Annotated in this window: 21 protein-coding genes; 8 read left to right on the forward strand and 13 right to left on the reverse strand. The window is 49.6% G+C overall.

The features are described 5' to 3' along the window. The first annotated feature begins 72 nt into the window (after positions 1-72). The gene (locus tag PSI9734_RS10665) at positions 73-435 is read left to right on the forward strand and encodes a MaoP family protein (protein ID WP_173921131.1); all 363 of its coding nucleotides are present in this window, start codon (positions 73-75) and stop codon (positions 433-435) included. A 50-nt stretch (positions 436-485) separates the two neighbouring features. Here PSI9734_RS10665 and purD read toward each other — a convergent pair whose 3' ends face one another. From purD to cutA, 11 genes are all read right to left on the reverse strand, one after another. Continuing rightward, complete coding sequence (gene purD / locus PSI9734_RS10670) at positions 486-1775, reverse strand: phosphoribosylamine--glycine ligase (protein ID WP_173921132.1); 1290 nt, start codon at positions 1773-1775, stop codon at positions 486-488. 25 nt (positions 1776-1800) lie between these two features. Then, the gene (locus tag PSI9734_RS10675) at positions 1801-2655 is read right to left on the reverse strand and encodes a class I SAM-dependent methyltransferase (RefSeq protein ID WP_173921133.1); all 855 of its coding nucleotides are present in this window, start codon (positions 2653-2655) and stop codon (positions 1801-1803) included. 78 nt (positions 2656-2733) lie between these two features. Beyond that, complete coding sequence (gene purH / locus PSI9734_RS10680) at positions 2734-4305, reverse strand: bifunctional phosphoribosylaminoimidazolecarboxamide formyltransferase/IMP cyclohydrolase (protein WP_173921157.1); 1572 nt, start codon at positions 4303-4305, stop codon at positions 2734-2736. 92 nt (positions 4306-4397) lie between these two features. Then, positions 4398-4691, reverse strand: a complete 294-nt coding sequence (fis, locus tag PSI9734_RS10685) for a DNA-binding transcriptional regulator Fis (RefSeq protein ID WP_173921134.1) — start codon at positions 4689-4691, stop codon at positions 4398-4400. A 19-nt stretch (positions 4692-4710) separates the two neighbouring features. Further along, entirely contained in the window at positions 4711-5676 is a 966-nt protein-coding gene (gene dusB / locus PSI9734_RS10690) for a tRNA dihydrouridine synthase DusB (RefSeq protein WP_173921135.1), read from the reverse strand. A gap of 124 nt (positions 5677-5800) precedes the next feature. Next, positions 5801-6682 carry a 50S ribosomal protein L11 methyltransferase gene (gene prmA / locus PSI9734_RS10695; RefSeq protein ID WP_173921136.1) on the reverse strand — a complete coding sequence of 294 codons (882 nt, stop codon included), beginning with the start codon at positions 6680-6682 and terminating at the stop codon, positions 5801-5803. 5 nt (positions 6683-6687) lie between these two features. Continuing rightward, positions 6688-8037 (reverse strand): acetyl-CoA carboxylase biotin carboxylase subunit, encoded by a 1350-nt coding sequence (gene accC / locus PSI9734_RS10700; RefSeq protein ID WP_173921137.1) that lies wholly within the window; start codon positions 8035-8037, stop codon positions 6688-6690. Between the two features lie 23 nt (positions 8038-8060). Next, positions 8061-8516 carry an acetyl-CoA carboxylase biotin carboxyl carrier protein gene (gene accB / locus PSI9734_RS10705; protein WP_173921138.1) on the reverse strand — a complete coding sequence of 152 codons (456 nt, stop codon included), beginning with the start codon at positions 8514-8516 and terminating at the stop codon, positions 8061-8063. Between the two features lie 29 nt (positions 8517-8545). Beyond that, a complete protein-coding gene (gene aroQ, locus PSI9734_RS10710; protein ID WP_173921139.1) occupies positions 8546-9019 on the reverse strand; it encodes a type II 3-dehydroquinate dehydratase in 474 nt (157 codons plus the stop codon). Between the two features lie 143 nt (positions 9020-9162). Then, positions 9163-10962, reverse strand: coding sequence for a protein-disulfide reductase DsbD (locus PSI9734_RS10715; protein WP_173921140.1), 1800 nt, complete (start codon positions 10960-10962; stop codon positions 9163-9165). Next, entirely contained in the window at positions 10962-11282 is a 321-nt protein-coding gene (gene cutA, locus PSI9734_RS10720; protein WP_173921141.1) for a divalent-cation tolerance protein CutA, read from the reverse strand. The genes PSI9734_RS10715 and cutA overlap by 1 nt, the downstream gene beginning before the upstream one ends. A 172-nt stretch (positions 11283-11454) precedes the next feature. Here cutA and PSI9734_RS10725 point away from each other — a divergent pair, with 172 nt between their 5' ends. The 3 genes from PSI9734_RS10725 (at position 11455) to PSI9734_RS10735 (ending at position 14065) form a co-directional block, all read left to right on the forward strand. After that, positions 11455-11748 carry a co-chaperone GroES gene (locus PSI9734_RS10725; RefSeq protein ID WP_173921142.1) on the forward strand — a complete coding sequence of 98 codons (294 nt, stop codon included), beginning with the start codon at positions 11455-11457 and terminating at the stop codon, positions 11746-11748. Between the two features lie 37 nt (positions 11749-11785). Further along, positions 11786-13423: a chaperonin GroEL gene (groL, locus tag PSI9734_RS10730; RefSeq protein WP_173921143.1), complete on the forward strand. Its 1638-nt coding sequence runs from the start codon at positions 11786-11788 to the stop codon at positions 13421-13423. Positions 13424-13552: 129 nt separating this feature from the next. Continuing rightward, positions 13553-14065 (forward strand): DUF3016 domain-containing protein, encoded by a 513-nt coding sequence (locus PSI9734_RS10735; protein ID WP_173921144.1) that lies wholly within the window; start codon positions 13553-13555, stop codon positions 14063-14065. On the opposite strand, the gene epmB is transcribed toward PSI9734_RS10735, so the two are convergent. Next, a complete protein-coding gene (gene epmB, locus PSI9734_RS10740; protein WP_173921145.1) occupies positions 14062-15078 on the reverse strand; it encodes an EF-P beta-lysylation protein EpmB in 1017 nt (338 codons plus the stop codon). The genes PSI9734_RS10735 and epmB overlap by 4 nt on opposite strands. Before the next feature lie 111 nt (positions 15079-15189). Here epmB and efp point away from each other — a divergent pair, with 111 nt between their 5' ends. The 3 genes from efp to PSI9734_RS10755 all read left to right on the forward strand — a co-directional run bounded on the left by efp (position 15190) and on the right by PSI9734_RS10755 (position 17232). Next, on the forward strand, positions 15190-15759 hold the full coding sequence (gene efp, locus PSI9734_RS10745) for an elongation factor P (protein ID WP_173921146.1): 570 nt from the start codon (positions 15190-15192) through the stop codon (positions 15757-15759). A gap of 16 nt (positions 15760-15775) precedes the next feature. Further along, positions 15776-16747, forward strand: a complete 972-nt coding sequence (epmA, locus tag PSI9734_RS10750) for an elongation factor P--(R)-beta-lysine ligase (RefSeq protein WP_173921147.1) — start codon at positions 15776-15778, stop codon at positions 16745-16747. A gap of 98 nt (positions 16748-16845) precedes the next feature. Then, a complete protein-coding gene (locus tag PSI9734_RS10755) occupies positions 16846-17232 on the forward strand; it encodes a MerC domain-containing protein (RefSeq protein ID WP_173921148.1) in 387 nt (128 codons plus the stop codon). Here PSI9734_RS10755 and trmA read toward each other — a convergent pair. Beyond that, a complete protein-coding gene (trmA, locus tag PSI9734_RS10760; protein WP_173921149.1) occupies positions 17207-18313 on the reverse strand; it encodes a tRNA (uridine(54)-C5)-methyltransferase TrmA in 1107 nt (368 codons plus the stop codon). The two genes, PSI9734_RS10755 and trmA, sit on opposite strands and share 26 nt — an antisense overlap. Positions 18314-18533: 220 nt before the next feature. Between trmA and PSI9734_RS10765 the strand changes: the two genes are divergently transcribed. After that, entirely contained in the window at positions 18534-20147 is a 1614-nt protein-coding gene (locus tag PSI9734_RS10765; protein ID WP_173921150.1) for a S8 family serine peptidase, read from the forward strand. The last annotated feature ends 170 nt before the right edge of the window (positions 20148-20317 follow it).

The raw sequence follows: 20317 nt of genomic DNA on the forward strand, positions 1-20317 counted from the left end.
TCGACTCTATATCGTCAGTAACGGAAAGACGAATGTCATTTCCTTTGGTTATTGGTCTGGAGGAAGGCACTAATGGCAACACAAAATCGTGATCTAATCACAAAGAAATCGTTTAACGATTTTAAAAATTATCCATACGGATTTGCACGTTCGGGCGACTTTTCAATTCGCGAAAGTGAACTGCTAAGTAAGCATGGAAACCTGATAGCTGCGCTGCTAGCCGGCGACATTGAACCGATAAACTCAGAGGAACAGTCGTTGCTCGCCGTGGCGCGTGGTGAAAAAGCTGCAGTTAGCTTGGTTGAAAAAGCTTGGGTGAAATATCAAGGCCGCATCAACCGGCAAAAAGTCGCAAGTATGTATGGTCGTAGTCGATTCAGCGACGAAAGCTTTGACTACGGTTCTCACGACGACGACTTAGTGGTCGAAGACTAACAAAGGCCACATGTGGAATCGTTTCCCATGTGGCCTTTTTCATTCTAGTGCTACTGTTGTTCGCGAGCGATTGCGCGATGAGCAATATCGGTACGATAGTACGCGTCTTCCCAACGAATTTTAGTCACACCCTGGTAGGCTTTTTGCTGCGCAAACTGCACGCTATCAGCGATTGCCGTTACGCACAGAACACGCCCGCCTGAGGTTTCTATAGTGCCATCGTCGCGGCATTTGGTGCCTGCGTGAAACACTTTAGTGTCATTAGTATCCGCATTTTCGAGGCCGGTAATTTCCTTGCCTTTTGCATAAGAGTCAGGGTAACCGCCGGCAGCCATCACTACGCCAACTGTTGCGCGTGGGTCGAAATCAATCACTTCATTCTCAAGTTCACCAGCGCAGGCTGCAAGGCACAAAGCAACTAAGTCAGACTGTAAACGCATCATGATCGGTTGGGTTTCCGGATCACCAAACCGACAGTTGTATTCGAGCACTTTTGCAGTGCCATCCGGCGCAATCATCAAACCTGCATATAAAAAACCGGTGTAGGGGTGGCCTTCGTCGGCCATACCTTTAACGGTCGGTTCGATGACTTTATCCATCACCCAATTGTGTACGTCTGGGGTGACCACAGGAGCGGGGGAGTAGGCGCCCATACCACCAGTATTTGGTCCTTTATCGCCGTTATCACGGGCTTTATGGTCTTGGCTACTAGCGAAGGCTAAGGCCGTGTCACCGTCGACCATCACAATGAAGCTAGCTTCTTCGCCCACCAGAAACTCTTCAATCACGACGCGACTACCCGCATCGCCAAAACGGTTTCCGGCCAGCATATCATCGATAGCGGCGTTGGCCTGCTCGACTGTTTCGGCGATGATGACGCCTTTACCAGCCGCCAAACCATCGGCTTTGATGACAATCGGCGTGCCTTGCTGGGCGACATAAGCTTTGGCTTGTTCGCTATCGGTGAAAGTGCCGTAGGCAGCCGTTGGTATTGAATGTCGCGCGAGGAAGTCTTTGCTGAACGCTTTGGACCCTTCGAGTTGGGCGGCGCCTTTGGTCGGACCAAAAATGGTCAAACCTGCCGCCTGAAAACGATCAACAACACCAGCCACTAGGGGAGCCTCAGGGCCGACAATGGTTAAGCCAACATTGTGCTCTTGGGCAAATGCCAATAAGCCGTCAATATCGTCAGCTGCAAGGGCTATATTCTCTAACTTCAATTCAGTTGCCGTACCCGCATTACCGGGTGCCACAAAAACCGTTTCTACGGCTGGCGATTGGGCCGCTTTCCATGCTAACGCATGTTCGCGACCACCGCCGCCAATCACAAGTACATTCATGTCGTTTCAGACTCTCTTGTTTTGTTTAAGAAGATGATTCAGGTTTCTTAAATTTCAAAGTAAAGCGATCGCTTTCACCAATTTCGAGATAGCGTTCGAGATCTTCCTCGCCCAAGCCTAATGTCGGTGGCAAGGTCCAAACACCTCGCGGATAGTCTGCGGTATCTTCTGAGTTGGCGTTAATTTCGCTAGCGCCAACAAATTCAAAGCCAGCGGCTTCAGCAGCATCCACTGCGAGGCTTTGTTTCATATAACCAGAGCTATCCATGTGGGTGTCTGGGCGCGCCTCTGGCAGGCGGTGATCAACCACACCGAGAATGCCGCCTGGCTTGAGTGTTTTATAGAATGTTGCGAAGGCTTCTTTGACTCCGTCTTCACCGCCGCCCATGTACCAGTTGTGAAGGTTGCGGAAGGTAAGTACGCGGTCTGCGCTTCCGGCGGGTGCAATTTCATTGCTGGCGCCGGGTGCGAATTCGGTCATTACGACAGCGTCAAACGCAGGGTCATTGGCAACACGTTGAGCGTACTCTTTACGCGAATTCACGTAATAGTTGCGGGTTTCTGACTGTGCAAAGTGGGCGGCATAGAATTGGCCGTTCTCTTTTAAATAAGGGGCGAGGATTTCGCTGTACCAGCCACCACCTGGCCAAATTTCCACCACGGTCATGTCGGGTTCAACCTCGAAGAACTCTAATGTTTCGATGGGGTGACGGTGCACATCGCGGTCGAGATTCGCTGCGCTGCGCGCTGAGTTCTCATTAACAGCTTGTTCCAGCGTCATGGTGTCTGACGTTGTCGCTGTTGTGGTTGTGTTCTCAGAGCAGGCGGCCAGCCCAAGAGAGCTGGCAACAATAGCGACTAATGCAATGACGTTTTTCATAGCGTTATCCTTATTATGAGTCGATTTATCATTCGATGGGTCTAATCCTAGACCGAGGATAGCTGATCGGCAACGTTATTAGTGACGAAAGTGACGCATGCCAGTAAATAGCATGGCAATACCGTGCTCGTCAGCCGCTTGGATGATCTCGTCGTCGCGAATTGAGCCACCAGGCTGAATAATGGCCTTGATACCGGCTTCGGCAGCGGCATCGATGCCGTCGCGGAACGGGAAGAAAGCATCAGATGCCATGACACTGCCGGCAACCTCTAAGCCTTCGTCAGCGGCCTTGATGCCGGCGATTTTGGCGCTATAAACACGACTCATTTGACCGGCGCCCACGCCTATAGTCATACCGTCTTTTGCGTAAACGATGGCATTTGATTTAACGAATTTAGCGACTTTCCAACAGAACAGTAAGTCGTCAATCTGGGCCGCTGTAGGTTGTACTTTACTAACCACGCGTAATTCGTCCTCAGTAATGCTGCCGAGGTCGTTATCTTGAACCAGTAGGCCGCCATTAACACGCTTGAAGTCAAGGCTAGGAGTGCGTTGGGCTGGCCATTGGCCGGCTGACAGTAAGCGCACATTGGCTTTACTAGCAACGATTTGTTGAGCTGCTTCGCTAACACTCGGTGCGATAATTACTTCGACAAATTGACGCTCAATAATCGCTTTGGCGGTCGCTTCATCAAGCTCTCGGTTAAACGCAATAATACCGCCAAAGGCTGAGGTCGGGTCGGTTTTAAAGGCGCGGTCGTAGGCGTCGAGGCATGACTCACCAACAGCAACGCCGCAAGGATTTGCGTGTTTAACGATGACACATGCGGGCGCACTGAAGGACTTTACACACTCCAGCGCGGCATCGGTGTCAGCGATATTGTTAAATGACAGCGCTTTGCCCTGTAATTGCACTGACGTGGCAACTGAGGCCTCTTGAGGCTGTGCGGAGACATAGAAAGCCGCTTGTTGATGGCTATTTTCGCCATAACGTAGGTCTTGCTTTTTCTCAAACTGGGCATTGAAAGTACGCGGAAACGGGCTTTCTTGTTGTGGTAGTCGCGCACCGAAATGGTTGGCAATCATGCCATCGTATTGTGCTGTATGCTCGAATGCACGCACGGCTAGATCGAGTCGCGTGTCGAAGCTTAAGCTATTGGCTTGAGTGTCCATTTCAGCAATCACGCGGTCGTAATCGTTGGCATTGACCACGATAGTGACATCTTGGTGATTCTTCGCCGCTGCGCGAACCATGGTAGGGCCACCGATATCGATATTTTCAACGGCATCCTGGTGCGAGCAATTGGGGTCAGCGACCGTAGAAGCAAATGGGTATAGGTTAACCACAACCATGTCTATTGGGGCAATGTCTTGCTCTTGCATAACACCGTCATCGGTACCTCGACGCCCCAAAATACCACCATGAATTTTCGGATGGAGGGTTTTGACACGACCGTCCATGATTTCGGCTTGGCCTGTGTGTTCAGATACGTCAGTGACTGTTACCTCATGCTCACGCAGCAGCCGAGCTGTGCCGCCAGTAGAAAGGATCTGTACGCCACGTTGTTGCAAGGCTTGAGCAAATTCAACAATACCAGTTTTATCGGAAACACTAAGAAGAGCGCGTTGAATGGGTCGAGAAGTCATGATGGTCACCATTTAAGAGTCACTAAGTATGTAGTCGTAAAAGTTCGTTTTCGCAAAAAAAAAAGAGCACACAAGGCGCTCTTTTTCAGGGGCACTTAATTCATGCCGTATTTTTTCAGCTTCTTACGCAATGTGCCGCGGTTGATACCGAGCATGGTCGCTGCACGGGTTTGATTACCGCGAGTATAGGTCATGACCTCTTCCAGTAGTGGTGCTTCAAGCTCAGCGAGAACCAGTTCATATAGCTCTTCAGGATCTTGTCCATCAAGTTGCTTTAGGAATGAGTTCATGGCTTGCTTTACTGAGTCGCGCAGCGGTTTTGGCTGGGCGTTATTACCAATCGTCGTGAAAGGTGAAACTTGGTCACGATTTGCGTTTTGATCAAACATAGGTGCGCTCTATCTCTTCTTAGTTTACTGAGTTAAAAAACGACGCCAAGGCTTCGAGCTGCTCAGTGGCCGACTCGATTGCCACAAATTGGCGGCGAAATTCTGCTGCGGGCTGTTGCTGTTGCAAATACCAACCTACATGTTTGCGGGCGATTCTGATGCCGCTAAATTCACCATAATGGTCATGAAGGCGTTGTACATGCCGCATGACCACTTCGGTAACTTCAGCTGTTTCAGGCTTCGCCAGCTGTTTTCCGGTTGCCAAAAAATGCGCAATTTCCCGAAACAGCCATGGGTTACCTTGAGCTCCACGGCCGATCATGACGGCGTCGGCGCCGGTATAATCGAGAACGTCTCGGGCTTTTTCGGGTGACACAATATCGCCATTAGCGACCACTGGAATGGTCACCGCGCGCTTAATCGCGCGAATGGTGTCGTATTCTGCCTCACCCTTGTACATACAGGCTCGAGTGCGGCCATGCACGGCTAAAGATTGAATACCGGCTTGTTCAGCTAGCTTTGCAATCTCGACGCCATTGCGATGGTCAGGATCCCAACCTGTACGAATCTTTAATGTGACAGGCACTTCAACTGCATTCACCACGGCGTACAAAATGTCCTGTACTAGATCGGGGTGCTGCAGTAACGCAGAGCCTGCCATTTTCTTGTTTACCTTTTTTGCTGGGCAGCCCATATTAATGTCGATAATCTGCGCGCCGTTGGCAACGTTATGTTGCGCTGCGGCGGCCATCAACTCAGGCTCACAACCAGCAATTTGAACAGCTTTTATACCGGGCTCATTGGCGTGGCCCATGCGTTTTTGTGACTTTTCTGTTTGCCACACGCGTGGGTTACTTGAGAGCATTTCGGATACGGTAAGGCCAGCTCCCAACTCGTTGCAAAGTTGCCGAAAGGGGAGGTCTGTAACGCCTGCCATAGGCGCTAAGATGACTGGATTTTCTAACGTATAATTTCCGATCTGCATCGGTTAAAAACTGTTCAACTCAAGGGTCGGAAATTTTAGGGAATTTGGCGGCGAAAGAAAAGGCTGTAATTTGTACAAAAGCCGCCTTTTTTGCACTTTTTACTCTTGACAATTGTCGGACAATCTAATGCTTGCGTAGTGCGTGGAGCATCACCCAATCATCCTGCTGTTGCGGCTCACTGAATTCGAACGTGGGTGTGTACGCTGCTTGTACCTGCTCGATCTGTCTTGGTAGGATCCCAGACATCACCAAATGACCATTTTCGCCAACATACGCTTGAATAACGTCGGCGAGTTCCTGCAAGGGCCCTGCCAGTACGTTTGCCAACACAATGTCGGCCGCCAACGACGGTTGATTGCTTGGCAAATAAACTTCGAGCTTGTCGGCCACCCCATTGCGCTCAGCGTTTTCTCGGCTGGCGATGAGTGCTTGCTGGTCAATGTCGATACCAATCGCCCTTTCGGCGCCCAGTAACAAGGCGGCAATGGCTAAGATGCCCGACCCACAACCAAAATCGACAATAGTCTTACCTTGCAGGTCTTGTCCGTCAAGCCATGCGAGGCATTGTGCGGTAGTGGGGTGGGTTCCTGTGCCAAACGCCATGCCTGGATCAAGCATAATATTCACCGCAGCAGGGTCAGGAATGTCACGCCAGGTGGGGCAGACCCATAAACGTTGACCAAACTGAATCGGATGAAAGTTGTCCATCCATTCACGTTCCCAGTCTTTGTCTTCAAGTTGGTCGGTTTTAAACTTGAGGTCGTCGTCAAAGTAGCGAGACTGCTTTAAGTTATGCAGTATCGGTGCAAGATCTGTTTCGGCAGGAAATAGCCCCGTAACTAGGGTTTCTTGCCAGTACAGGACTTCACCTAACGGCGGCTCGAAAATAGGGTTGTCTTGCGCATCACGGTAGGTGACTGCCAGCGCACCATTGCCTTGCAGCATGTCCCCGACGAGGGGCGCATGCTGCTCCGGTGCAGATACAGTAAGTTGCATCCATGCCATAAGGGTTAGTGTCCACCCATACCGAGTTTCTTCTCAAGATAGTGAATATTGGTGCCACCATGTTGGAAGTTCTCGTCTGCCATAATATCTTTCTGCAATGGCACGTTGGTTTTTATACCTTCGATAATCAACTCACCGAGTGCGTTGCGCATGCGCGCAATCGCCACATCACGGTTTTCGCCATAGGTAATGAGTTTACCTATCATCGAGTCGTAGTTTGGCGGAACCTTGTAGTCTGCATAGACATGAGAGTCCCAGCGAACACCCAACCCGCCCGGTGAATGGAAGCGGTGAATCAAGCCAGGTGAAGGCACAAAGGTATCGGGATCTTCTGCGTTAATTCGACATTCGACTGCGTGCCCACGAATCACCACGTCTTCTTGTGAGAACGACAGTGGACGCCCCGCCGCAACCCGAAGTTGTTCTTTGATTAGGTCAATACCGGTGACCATTTCGGTCACTGGATGCTCCACCTGAATACGGGTGTTCATTTCAATGAAATAGAATTCGCCGTTTTCGTATAAAAACTCAAAGGTGCCGGCGCCACGGTAGTTAATTTCAACACAGGCTTTCGCACAGCGTTCACCGATGAATTTGCGCATCTCTGGTGTAATGCCAGGAGCGGGTGCTTCCTCAACTACTTTTTGGTGACGGCGTTGCATCGAGCAGTCACGCTCGCCTAAATAGACAGCGTTGCCTTGGCCATCGGCCAATACTTGTATTTCAATATGGCGTGGGTTCTCTAAGAACTTCTCCATGTATACCATGGAGTTGCCAAAGGCTGCGCCGGCTTCCGCTTTGGTGGTGCTAATTGCGCTGACCAGCTCGTCTTCGTTACGAACCACGCGCATACCGCGCCCACCGCCACCACCGGCGGCTTTTACAATAACTGGATAACCGATGCGCTTCGCGACTTTTTTATTGGTCGCTTCATCGTCATCAAGTGGACCGCCAGAGCCTGGTACACATGGAACACCGGCTTTCTTCATCGCTTCGATGGCCGACACTTTGTCGCCCATTAAGCGGATAATATCAGCAGTAGGTCCAACAAAGATAAAGCCGGAATTTTCGACTTGCTCGGCAAAGTCGGCATTCTCAGCTAAGAATCCATAGCCTGGATGAATCGCTGCGGCGTCGGTTATTTCAGCGGCACTGATGATCCGTGGAATATTCAAATAGCTTTCTGTTGCTGGCGCATTGCCGATACAAATGGACTCGTCAGCTAACAAAACGTGCTTAAGATTGCGGTCAATAGTGGAGTGTACCGCGACTGTTTTAATACCGAGTTCCTTGCAGGCACGCAGTACGCGTAACGCAATTTCACCTCGGTTTGCAATGACAACCTTATCTAACATGATGATGTCCCGAATTGATGCGTTTACTCGATCACGAATAATGGCTGATCGAACTCTACTGGTTCGCCGTTTTCAACCAAGATTTGCTTCACTACGCCGCCCTTATCAGATTCGATTTGGTTCATCATCTTCATCGCTTCGACGATGCAAAGTGTTTCACCCGTTTTGACTTGTTGGCCAACCGCGACAAAGTCACTTGCTCCAGGTGCAGGAGCAGCGTAGAAAGTACCGACCATGGGTGAACGGACGATATGACCGGTGATCTCTGGCTCTGCAGCTTCCGCCGCAGGTGCCGCTGGAGCTGGTGCCGGTGCAGGAGCAGCTTGTTGCGGCATAGGTGCCGCGGCATAGTGCATTGGTGCTGCCTGGCTACTACCTCGGTGGATTCGTACAGACTCTTCACCCTCGGTAATTTCCAGTTCAGCGACGCCTGATTCTTCGACCAGCTCGATCAGTTTTTTAATTTTACGGATATCCATGATCTAATATGACCCCATACTCAATGTTGTTAATTTGATTGACGCTGTTGTAAATGTTCGACTGCGGCGTCTAGGGCAAGTTCATAACCATGAGCCCCAAAGCCACAAATAACCCCAACAGCTAATTCGGCAAGATACGAGTGGCGACGAAACGCTTCACGTGCGTGAATGTTTGACAAGTGAACCTCTATAAAAGGCAGGTTTACGCCAGCAAGTGCATCACGCAGCGCAATACTTGTATGGGTATAGGCTGCGGGATTAATAATAATAAAGTCGACTTTGCTATGCGCCGCCTCATGAACCCATTCGAGCAACTCATGCTCGGCATTGGACTGGCGACAATCGAGCGTGACATGTACCGCTTCAGCACGATGACGGAGACGACTTTCGATATGTGAAAGCGTTTCAGCGCCGTAGATATCGGGCTCACGCTGACCTAGCAGGTTCAGGTTAGGCCCGTTCAACAGCAAGATTCTATGTTTTTTACTGGTATTTTCGGTCATTATGCTGCGATCTGTTGCGAAGTTGTCTTTATGTTGAAAAAGCCAAGGTTCACGAGGGTATCTTGGCTTTTTTCTGTCGATACTTAGGCATTATAGTTAAAATCAACCAAAACGCAGCAAAATACTGGTCTTATCACCGACGATCACTGCAATTGCTGTCGCTGGTCAAGCTCTTGGACATGTTGTAAGAAGTCGTTCGCATCAAGGAAACCCGCTACGCGAGCACCGCTTAGGAGTTCACCATCACGGAAAAACAAAATCGTGGGTAGACCGAGAACTTGGTAGCGCTGTAAAATCGCATTATTTGCCGCCGAGTTCGCGGTGACATCGGCCTGTAACACGATGGCGTCTGCTAACGCTTGCTGAACCTCTGCATCACTAAAGGTGTAGCGTTCGAACTCTTTACAGGCGACGCACCAGTCGGCATAGAGGTCAAGCATTACCAGTTGGTTTGGTTCGGCCTTGGCAAGTTGTTGTTCGATAGCACTGACCGAGGTCACTTCCGTGAAAGGTAAACGTTGATGCTCTCCTTGCGGCCACCATGTGATCAATAGCACGGTGGCGATGGCCAGCCAGAAGGTGCTCAAGGTTACGCCTAAAACCCCTTCGCTATCGCGCAGGGTGCTTACAATCATGAAAAGCGCACTGAGCGATATAAAGACAACCCATAACCAGTCGGCGATTGCGATAGGAAGCAAGCGTTCAACGAAAAAGACAGCCATAGCCACCAGCACAATGCCAAAGATACGCTTGATAATAGTCATCCAAGCACCGGCTTTGGGCAACAGTTTACCGCCTGTGGTGCCGAACAAAATAAGCGGGATTCCCATACCGAGGCTGAGCGCATAAAGAACACTGGCGCCGATGGTCAAATCACCAGTTTGCGCGATAAACAAGAGCGCACCTGATAATGGAGCTGTCGTGCAGGGTGAGGCGATCAACCCCGAAAGTGCCCCCATCACAAATACACTACGATGCGCCCCGCCACGCTGTTGCTGACTAATTTCATTCAGGCGATTTTGCCAACTTGCGGGCAATTGTAGGTTATACACACCAAGCATACTCAGTGCCAAAACTAAGAAAATCACCGCCAGTGTAATCAACACCACTGGATGTTGGAGCATGGCTTGGAAGCGCAAACCGGCAAACGCGACGACCACACCTAATAAAGAATAGGTAAGGGCCATGCCTTGCACATAGGCAAATGACAAGGTGAAGGCCCGACCGGTCGATAAACGCTGTTGCGGACCCATAATAATGGTCGAGAGAATGGGATACATGGGTAACACGCAAGGCGTGAACGCAAGGCCTAAACCAGCGAGCAGAAAGATCCCGAGCAACCATAATAAAGGCTGGTCATTTAACTCAGAGAAGACCGTTTGGCTTGCACCTTGTTGGCTGTTCTTCGAAACTTGTTCAACGTCGATGGTTGGCGGTGCAATGGCTGAGGCCACCGCATCTTCTGCGGCAATGGAATCCGTCACTGCCGCTAATGGAATTGTTTTACGAGTAGGTGGGTAGCACAACCCAGCATCAGCACAGCCCTGATAGCTGAGCGTAAACGACTCGGCCGAGGTATTTGCAAGGGTAATAGTGAATTCAACGCGATCGCGATAGATGGTGGATTCACCAAAAAATTCATCGTAGTGGCTTTCACCCGCCGGTAGCGTGACCTGCTCTGCTAAAGGTACTTGCTCATCAAAACCAAATCGATGTTGGTAAAGATAGTAGCCTTGGGCAACATCAAACTGTACGGTAAGTTGCTTTCCCTGCTGGCGAAAATCGAACTCAAACGCTTGGTCAACTGGCAAAAACTCAGAGCTGGCAAAGGGATCTGCGCTGCTGTTGGAAAAATCTTGTGCGTAAGCACTGGTATTCAAACTTAAAGCTGAAACTACAGTGAGCGCAATAATACCTATCAACGCCTTCCAACTCTGCCACATTAGTTCGTTACCTCTTTTAACCATTGCAAGTAAGCCTCACTGCCAGCGGTAATTGGCAGTGCAATAAGTTCTGCTACATCGTAAGGGTGCGCGGCTTCGACCATCGCAAACAAGTCATCAAGGTGCGATTGCGAAGTTTTTATGGCGAGCATAACTTCCTCGTCACTGTGTAAATGATCGTCCCACCAGTAAATCGACGTAGAAGGGGCGCCAATGTTAACACAAGCGGCAAGGCCTGCACGTAGAACCTTTTCAGCGATAGCTTTGGCGGTTCCTTTGTCTGGGCAACTACATAAAACAACATGAAAGGCTGTGGTCATAGCGCATCCTTAAGAAGTAAAGAGAGTTCACAAAGCAAAAAAAATTTCAGCTTAAGCCTTGAGTTCGGTCTGATGTCACCCCATAACTGTGGCACAAACTTTTTAACAGCCCAAGTGCTTTAGCACAAGGGTAGGTTATCCATCCACAAACTAGGTGTAGGAGTTATCAAAGATGAAACTTCGTCCTTTACATGATCGTGTGATCATTAAACGTTCGGAAGCAGAAACCAAGTCTGCAGGCGGTATCGTACTGACTGGCTCAGCTGCGGAAAAATCAACCCGCGGTGAAGTCGTCGCAGTCGGTAAAGGCCGTATGCTCGACAGTGGTGAAGTGAAAGCGCTTGACGTAAACGTCGGCGATAGCGTGCTGTTTAGCGAAGGTTATGGCGTAAAAACAGAAAAAATCGATGGTGAAGAATACTTGATCATGAGCGAGTCAGATATTCTCGCAATTGTTGAAGGTTAAGCTTCCCGAGTAACGGTTTTGAAAGAGGATTACGAATATGTCAGCTAAAGAAGTAAAATTTGGTAACACCGCTCGTCAAGGTATGCTCCGTGGCGTAAATGTCTTAGCCGACGCGGTGAAAGTCACCTTGGGCCCGAAAGGCCGTAACGTTGTATTAGAAAAGTCATTTGGCGCACCTGTGATCACCAAAGATGGTGTATCAGTAGCGAAAGAAATCGAACTTGAAGACAAGTTTGAAAATATGGGCGCACAAATGGTTAAAGAAGTTGCGTCGAAAGCCAATGATGAAGCTGGTGACGGTACTACAACTGCCACAGTTTTAGCGCAGTCGATTGTCAACGAAGGCCTAAAAGCTGTTGCTGCGGGCATGAACCCAATGGACCTTAAGCGCGGCATCGACAAAGCCGTGATTAGCGCCGTTGAAGAGCTGAAAAAAATCTCTCAGCCTTGCGACAACAACAAAGCCATTGCTCAGGTAGGCACCATTTCTGCAAACTCTGACAGCACTATCGGTGAAATCATCGCCAACGCGATGGAAAAAGTCGGTAAAGAAGGCGTTATTACCGTCGAAGAAGGCCAAGCCTTGCAAGACGAGCTCGACGTTGTTGAAGGTATGCAGTTCGACCGTGGTTACTTGTCTCCTTACTTCATCAATAACCAAGAGAACGGCACCGTTGAACTCGACAGCCCGTACATCTTGTTGGTTGACAAGAAGATCTCGAACATCCGCGAACTGCTGCCAACCTTGGAAGCGGTTTCTAAGTCAGGCAAGCCTTTGCTAATTATTGCTGAAGACGTGGAAGGCGAAGCCTTAGCGACCTTGGTCGTGAACAACATGCGCGGCATCGTAAAAGTAGCAGCCGTTAAGGCGCCTGGTTTCGGTGACCGTCGTAAAGCAATGTTGCAAGACATCGCCGTGCTAACTGGTGGCACAGTGATTTCTGAAGAAATCGGCATGGAGCTTGAGAAAGCTCAGCTCGAAGACTTAGGTACTGCAAAGCGCATCGTGATCAACAAAGACAACACCACTGTTGTCGACGGTAACGGTGATGACACAGCTATCGAAGGTCGCGTGACGCAAATTCGTCAGCAAATCGAAGAAACTTCTTCAGACTATGACAAAGAGAAGCTACAAGAGCGCCTAGCTAAATTAGCTGGCGGTGTTGCAGTTATCAAAGTCGGCGCTGCAACCGAAGTCGAAATGAAAGAGAAGAAAGCGCGCGTTGAAGATGCCTTACACGCAACTCGTGCTGCAGTAGAAGAAGGCGTAGTGCCTGGTGGTGGTGTTGCACTGGTACGTGCCGCTAGCAAACTAGGTGACTTACGTGGTGAAAACGAAGATCAAAACGTTGGTATTAAACTTGCGTTGCGAGCGATGGAATCACCACTGCGTCAAATCTCTATGAACGCTGGCGCAGAAGCCTCTGTTGTTGCCAACAACGTCAAAAATGGCGAAGGCAACTATGGCTACAATGCGGGTAACGACACCTACGGCGATATGCTGGAAATGGGTATCTTGGATCCAACTAAGGTTACGCGTTCAGCATTGCAGTTCGCAGCCTCTGTTGCAGCACTGATGATCACCACCGAAGCCATGGTCGCAGAGTTACCAAAAGACGATGCACCAGCAGCCCCAGACATGGGCGGCATGGGTGGCATGGGCGGCATGATGTAAGCTCGCCGGCCTTTGGCAAAAGATCTGCCAAATGAACCGAAGCGGTACTCGATAGAGTGCCGCTTTTTTTTGTCACAAATTCGAGCTATAACGCATCTTATAATTAAAGCAGTTCAATGGAGGTGCAGTATGAAAAAGTTAAGCCAAATAAGTCTTGGATTGGCAGCAGCCATTTTGAGTACGTCGGTGTATGCAGCCGAGGTTACGGTGAAATGGCAAGGCGTAGAAGATTACCGTGATATCGAAGCGGTAAGTGATATCCAGGAGCGGTTTCAAAACCGCATCATGAACAAGCTTACCGAGCACTGGCAAGAACTTGGCGCTAAACTTCCAGCGGCGAACACGTTAGCTATTACCATGACGGACCTTGATCTTACGGGGCATATTGAACCGACCTACGGTATGGGTGGCAGCGGCCATATTCGAGTATTAGATAGTGTGTCTTACCCAACCATGAGCTTTTCCTACACTTATAAGGGAGCAAACGGTGAGGTCATTGCGCAAGAAGCCGATGTCCGCTTAAAAGATCTCGGCGACCGTTCAGCAAGCTTGCGAAATACGCGTAAGTCAGGCAGTGATAATCTGTTTCGCGAGAAACGCTTAATGACCGAGTGGGTGCAACGTCAGTTCGATGTCCGTTAGTCAGACATGGTGAGTTCGAGTGGTGTTTTACTCGGTTCACCCGCTACCTCGCGAACCAGTCGCGGCACTAGAAAGCCCGGTAGCTGAGCTCTTAGTTGCGCTGCCAATGCACAGGCTTCGGCGTCAGTCACAGCAAAGTGGCTGGCGCCTTTTACTTTGTCGAGCATATGCAAGTAATAGGGCAGGACTCGGGCGGCAAATAAACGTTCACTTAACTCCGCTAAAACATCCGCGTTGTTATTTACCTGGCGCAATAGCACACTTTGATTCAATAGTGTGATACCAGCATCGGCCCAGTGAATTAGCCGCTGCTGCAGCTGTGGCGCAATTTCTTGCGGGTGATTAGCGTGAATTACCAACACTGCTTGCAGACGACTTCGCGCCAACCGCTCAGCCAGTTCATGGGTTAAGCGCTCGGGAAGTACCACCGGTAAGCGTGAATGTATGCGGATACGTTTGAGCTGCGGCAATTGTTCGAGCTCGTCGAGCAGTTGCGAAAACTGTTTATCGGTTGCCAACAATGGGTCTCCGCCACTTACAATCACCTCGTTTATCGCTGGGTCACGCTGCAAGTAAGCTAGTAGTTGCGCCCGTTGCTGAGGTCCGAAGTGATGATCAGCATAGGGAAAGTGTCTACGGAAACAGTAGCGACAGTTAATTGCGCAACCACTGCGCATAATGACTAAAACGCGTGATCGATATTTATGCAATAAACTAGGCTGTTGAGCGTTTTGCTCTTCTAGCGGGTCGGTGGTAAAACCTTCGGTTTCTTGATACTCATCAAGATGAGGCATGACTTGTCGCAGCAACGGATCATCGATATCGCCTGGGGTCATCAAATTAGCAAAATGGCGCGTCACCATTAGCGGGAAAAGCTCCCGGGCTGCGCCGTGCTGCTGCACCCAGCTGTGGGGAAGGTTTAGGTGTTCGGCAAGTTGTTCGGGGGCACGAATCGCCTGTGCAAGGGCCTGTTGCCAAGCAGGGCGAACCGCGATCGTAGCTGCTTCAGTCACACGTCACTCTCAGATTTCATTAGCTAGACGTGTTATTTTACCTGAAAATTGCGTGGTTATGGTTTATTATTGCGCGCGAAATCGCTAAACCTGTGGAATGAAGAGGAAACTATGGCGAACTACAGTACGAACGAATTCAAGGCTGGATTAAAGATTATGCAAGATGGCGAGCCTTGTGCCATCGTTGAAAACGAAATGGTTAAACCAGGCAAAGGCCAGGCGTTTAACCGTGTCAAAATTCGTAAATTGATCAGTGGTAAAGTGGTCGAAAAGACGTTCAAGTCTGGTGACAGCGTTGAAGGTGCAGACGTTATGGACGTCGACTTAGCCTACTTGTATAACGACGGCGAGTTTTGGCATTTCATGAATAACGAAACCTTTGAGCAAATTGCCGCCGACGAAAAAGCCGTGGGTGATGCGGTGAAATGGCTCGTTGAACAAGATACCTGCACCATCACGTTATGGGACGGAAACCCTATTACTGTGGCGCCACCAAACTTTGTCGAACTTGAAATTACCGAAACCGATCCAGGTTTAAAAGGTGATACTGCAGGTACCGGCGGCAAGCCAGCAACATTAATTACTGGCGCTGTGGTTCGCGTACCTTTATTTGTGCAAATTGGCGAAGTGATTAAGGTCGATACGCGTACTGGTGAGTACGTGTCACGCGTTCAAAAGTAATGACGAAGCCCTAACGATGCAGCGTTCAAATGCTTGGCAACCTTCCGCAACCATGGATGTACTGCGCCAACGCGCTGCATTGTTAGCTGCGATTCGAGAATTTTTCGCGGCCCGCGATGTGCTTGAAGTCGACACCCCGCTGCTCGGTCAGTTTGCTGTCACCGATGTTCATTTAGATAATCTGCGCACACAGATAAGCGGCGCCGCGCAGCCATACTTCCTGCAAACGTCCCCTGAATATGCCATGAAGCGCTTACTTTCTGCTGGTAGCGGTAGTATCTATCAGCTTGGGAAAGTGTTTCGTGATGACGAACTAAGCTCTAGGCATAACCCTGAGTTCACCATGTTAGAGTGGTATCGCCTTGATTTTACTGCCGCGCAGCTGATGCAAGAAATCAACGAGTTGATGCAATACGTTAGCGATGCTCCTGCCGCAGTGAGCATCAGTTATCAGCAACTATTTATCGATCAGCTTGGCGTGGACCCACTAGCCGATGATGCTGTAGGCCAGCTGCGTGACGCTTTAAGTAGTTATTCTTCGTTAGCCGACCTCGTTCATCGCGAAGATGATCGCGATCTGTTGTTAGATTTAGCGATGGCAACAGTTATCGAGCCACAGTTAAACCCGAAGCAACCCACTTTTGTCACTCACTACCCGGTCTCGCAGGCAGCTTTGGCGCAAGTTAATCCAGAAGATCCACGCACGGCGTTAAGGTTTGAGCTTTTTTATGGCGGTCTGGAACTTGCGAACGGGTATCAAGAGTTGACGGATGCCGGTGAGCAACAATTGCGGTTTGAGCGCGATAACCAGCGCCGAAACTCATCGGGAAAGCTTAAGGCTGTGCCAGACGTTCGTCTATTAGCGGCATTGGAACAAGGGCTTCCTGATTGCTCAGGCGTTGCTCTCGGTGTCGATCGCTTATTAATGGTGTTATTGAACCAGAGTGAGATTGAGAAGGTGCTACCGTTCGCCATCGACCGAGCCTAAGTCGTCACCGATAAAACTTTTAGCCGAAAACTTGCCGACACTTTCGTGATGTTATAATATAACAACTAACAGATTTTACGACGAAAGGCTAAGTAGCCATGACACAACGATCATTAGACAGAACAGGTATGTGGGTGACCACCTTGTGCGCATTGCATTGCTTGCTGCTGCCAGTGATTCTGCCGATGTTGTCGTTAATGGGCTTATCGTTTATTGGTGAAGAGTTACTCGAGCGAGTTATTTTGGGCACCAGTATCGCGCTTGGTCTAGTTGCACTGGTGATGGGTATGCGCAAGCACTTTCGAGTTTACCCTTTGCTGCTTCTGATAGCTGGCGGTGTTATCTACTGGCACAAAGACAGCCTTGGTGAAGTAGGCGAGCCTATTATCATTCTTACCGGCGCTGCACTTATTGTTGCTGCGCATTGGGTGAACTTAAAGCTCACCCGTCAAGCGACTCCTATAGCGACGAACGCCTTTCAATAATAACCCCAGCTTCCATATGATGGGTGTACGGGAATTGATCAAACAGGGCACATTTCACTACTTTATGCGTATTGCCCAAGCTCTCTAAGTTATCGACCAGCGTTTCAGGATTGCAAGAAATATAGATAATGCGGTCGTATTGGCGAACCAGTTCGATAGTATCGTCGTCTAGGCCTGCGCGAGGTGGGTCTACCAACACTGTTTGACAGTCGAAGCTGGTGATTTGCGCTTCGTTTGCTCGCCGCGATTCTTTCTCACCTTTCATGACTGCACTAAAGTCTTCGGCTGACATTCGAACCACAGTAACGTTATCAATGTTATTCAACTCGCAGTTGTAACGCGCCGAGGCGACAGAAACCTTACTGATCTCAGTTGCCAGAACACGATTAAAGTTACGCGCCAGAGGCAAACTGAAATTTCCATTACCACAGTAGAGTTCTAGCAAATCGTGATCGGTCTCTTCGGTTGCTGCGAGAGCCCACTCCACCATAGCTATATTTACTGCCGCATTAGGTTGGGTGAAACTGTTTTCGATTTGCTGAAATTTATAATCGCGCCCAGCAATGTTTAACTCCTCCACCACCCAGTCTTGCTGCAGCGGTAGCTTTTGTTTTCGCGCGCGACCAATCAGTTCAACTTTCCCCTTACGTTGCAGTTCGGCTCTTAATTGTTGCGCCGCCTGTTGCCACTCTTCGTCGAGTTGACGGTGGTAGATCAACGAAACTAATGCCTGGCCGCTGGTGGTGGTGAGAAACTCAACCTGAAAAAGTCGGTTGCGCAACACTGGGCGATCTTTAATTTGCGTGATGAGCTCAGGCATCAATTCATTGATGAGTTTACTGCCCGGAGGAAATTCATCCATACGAATCTTTTCCCGGGTTTCCGGATCGAACATGATATAGAACAGGTCATCGCCCTCATGCCACATCCGAAACTCAGCGCGCATGCGATAGTGCAGGGCAGGTGAAGCGAACACGTCTAGCTCGGAACTGGTGTGTGGAGCCAACAGTGTCTGCAAGCGTTGTTGCTTTTCAGCCAATTGTTGTTGGTAACGTTCCGGTTGTACGGCTAAATGTGTCATGGACACTCCTCATGGTTGGGCGATGCATTGCGCGAGGCCGAATTGTAAACCCTCGAGTCGAAAAGTCTAGCGTAGAGCGTGCCCACGGTCTTTACAAAAAAGTTTGCAATTGTACATTGATTAACCAGTGCGGATGTTTCAGTATGATTTCAAGCGTACGATAAACAGACGAATAATTACGCTGAACAACACTAGGTTTAACAATAATAAGGTGAACAACATGTCTAAGCACTTTGTGAAGCACGGTAGCTTTGCCCTAGCAGCACTCGCACTGGCGGTGAGCAGCTCAGTCGCTCAAGCAGGTAACGATAAAGAGCGTGTCATTATTCAATTCAAGCCGGGTAGCCAAGCGAAAGTCGAACGTTCGGTGTCGCGAGCTGGCGGTAATAAGCACGTTGACTTGTCAAGCTTTAACGCCATGGCGATATCGGTTCCCGCGGCAGCATTAAATGGTTTGCGCAATAATCCAAATGTCGTCTTGGTAGAAGAAGATACGCCACGCCAGCTGTTTAGCTCACAGTATGAACCAGGTTCGCCTTATGGTATTGCCCAAGTTCAGGCTGACCTAGTCTCAGATGCAGGTGCCGGTAGTCGCAAAGTCTGTATTATCGACTCTGGCTATGATCTCGGCCACCCAGACTTACCAACGTCGGGTGTTACGGGGCGCTACGATAGTGGTTCAGGTAACTGGTATACAGACGAAAATGGTCATGGAACACATGTTGCCGGTACGATTGCGGCATTAACTAATGGTGAGGGTGTGGTTGGTGTGTTGCCAAGTGGTAACCTTAATCTTCATATCGTTAAAGTATTTAGCGCTAGTGGTTGGAGCTATTCATCTTCATTGATCGCAGCGGCTGAGCAATGTGCGAACGAGGGTGCTCAAGTTATCAATATGAGTCTCGGTGGTTCGCGCGCGAACCGTACAGAAGAACGGGCGTTTAGCCAGTTACACGATGCCGGTGTGTTAAGTATTGCCGCTGCTGGTAATGATGGTAATACGCGTCATTCCTATCCGGCTTCATATGATGCGGTCGTGTCAGTTGCTGCGGTCGATAGTAATGAAGCTATTGCATCCTTTTCGCAGCAGACCGATCAAGTAGAACTTGCCGGTCCTGGTGTTGCTGTACTTTCTTCGGTACCACGTGGTACCGGTGAGAAAGTAGCGGTTAGCGTTGCCGGCGTGGGCTACGATGCAAATGGCATGGACGGCTCGGCACGCACTGAGGTGACTGGTGACCTAGTCGATTGTGGCATTGGTGATCAGGCGTGCCCAAGTTCGTCTGGAGCGGTATGCCTAATTGAACGTGGCTCCGTTTCTTTTACCGAGAAGGTACAAGCCTGTGAAGCTGGCGGTGGTGTTGGCGCCATTGTTTATAATAATGAACCAGGTCCACTGCTTGGTACTTTAGGTGAATACAATGCATCAATCCCTGCTGTTGGAGTCTCTGATACTGATGGCGCGACACTGCAATCGCAGTTAGGCGCAAGCGCTACGGTTAGTGTTATCGATAGTGACTGGGCATTCTTTGACGGCACCTCTATGGCAACACCACATGTTGCTGGTGTTGCAGCACTAGTTTGGTCACATCACCCGACTTGTACCAATACTGAGATACGTTCAGCATTGCATGCGTCGGCGAAAGACTTAGGTGCAACAGGCCGTGATAGTGCTTACGGTTATGGTTTAGTGCAAACTAAAGCAGCAGTTGACTACCTAACTAGCTATGGTTGTGCCGGATCTGGTGACACGGGTGGTGACACCGGTGGAAACGGCAACGGTGGCGGTAAAGGTGGCGGCAAGGGCGGCGGTAAAGGCGGCCCGAAAAAATAAACCACTGTAATTTGTGACAACTGTTTAAAAAGCTCGCGTTATGCGAGCTTTTTTTATGCGTAAAGCACAGAAATCCAGCAGTCAGCAAAAAAACATGCAAAAACTTGAAAACGAGGCTTGACGTGGCGACTTAAATCTCTAAAATGCGCTCCACGCTTGAGGCAGGCAAC

Source organism: Pseudidiomarina piscicola (genome assembly GCF_902806985.1).
GTDB classification, from domain to species: Bacteria; Pseudomonadota; Gammaproteobacteria; order Enterobacterales; family Alteromonadaceae; genus Pseudidiomarina; species Pseudidiomarina piscicola.

What these genes read in the sequence shown, in the direction of transcription:
- PSI9734_RS10665 (WP_173921131.1), top strand. Translation starts at nt 73, where the DNA reads ATGGCAACACAAAATCGTGATCTAATCACAAAGAAATCGTTTAACGAT.
- purD (WP_173921132.1), bottom strand. Translation starts at nt 1,775, where the DNA reads ATGAATGTACTTGTGATTGGCGGCGGTGGTCGCGAACATGCGTTAGCA.
- PSI9734_RS10675 (WP_173921133.1), bottom strand. Translation starts at nt 2,655, where the DNA reads ATGAAAAACGTCATTGCATTAGTCGCTATTGTTGCCAGCTCTCTTGGG.
- fis (WP_173921134.1), bottom strand. Translation starts at nt 4,691, where the DNA reads ATGTTTGATCAAAACGCAAATCGTGACCAAGTTTCACCTTTCACGACG.
- dusB (WP_173921135.1), bottom strand. Translation starts at nt 5,676, where the DNA reads ATGCAGATCGGAAATTATACGTTAGAAAATCCAGTCATCTTAGCGCCT.
- prmA (WP_173921136.1), bottom strand. Translation starts at nt 6,682, where the DNA reads ATGGCATGGATGCAACTTACTGTATCTGCACCGGAGCAGCATGCGCCC.
- accC (WP_173921137.1), bottom strand. Translation starts at nt 8,037, where the DNA reads ATGTTAGATAAGGTTGTCATTGCAAACCGAGGTGAAATTGCGTTACGC.
- accB (WP_173921138.1), bottom strand. Translation starts at nt 8,516, where the DNA reads ATGGATATCCGTAAAATTAAAAAACTGATCGAGCTGGTCGAAGAATCA.
- aroQ (WP_173921139.1), bottom strand. Translation starts at nt 9,019, where the DNA reads ATGACCGAAAATACCAGTAAAAAACATAGAATCTTGCTGTTGAACGGG.
- PSI9734_RS10715 (WP_173921140.1), bottom strand. Translation starts at nt 10,962, where the DNA reads ATGTGGCAGAGTTGGAAGGCGTTGATAGGTATTATTGCGCTCACTGTA.
- cutA (WP_173921141.1), bottom strand. Translation starts at nt 11,282, where the DNA reads ATGACCACAGCCTTTCATGTTGTTTTATGTAGTTGCCCAGACAAAGGA.
- PSI9734_RS10725 (WP_173921142.1), top strand. Translation starts at nt 11,455, where the DNA reads ATGAAACTTCGTCCTTTACATGATCGTGTGATCATTAAACGTTCGGAA.
- groL (WP_173921143.1), top strand. Translation starts at nt 11,786, where the DNA reads ATGTCAGCTAAAGAAGTAAAATTTGGTAACACCGCTCGTCAAGGTATG.
- PSI9734_RS10735 (WP_173921144.1), top strand. Translation starts at nt 13,553, where the DNA reads ATGAAAAAGTTAAGCCAAATAAGTCTTGGATTGGCAGCAGCCATTTTG.
- efp (WP_173921146.1), top strand. Translation starts at nt 15,190, where the DNA reads ATGGCGAACTACAGTACGAACGAATTCAAGGCTGGATTAAAGATTATG.
- epmA (WP_173921147.1), top strand. Translation starts at nt 15,776, where the DNA reads ATGCAGCGTTCAAATGCTTGGCAACCTTCCGCAACCATGGATGTACTG.
- PSI9734_RS10755 (WP_173921148.1), top strand. Translation starts at nt 16,846, where the DNA reads ATGACACAACGATCATTAGACAGAACAGGTATGTGGGTGACCACCTTG.
- trmA (WP_173921149.1), bottom strand. Translation starts at nt 18,313, where the DNA reads ATGACACATTTAGCCGTACAACCGGAACGTTACCAACAACAATTGGCT.
- PSI9734_RS10765 (WP_173921150.1), top strand. Translation starts at nt 18,534, where the DNA reads ATGTCTAAGCACTTTGTGAAGCACGGTAGCTTTGCCCTAGCAGCACTC.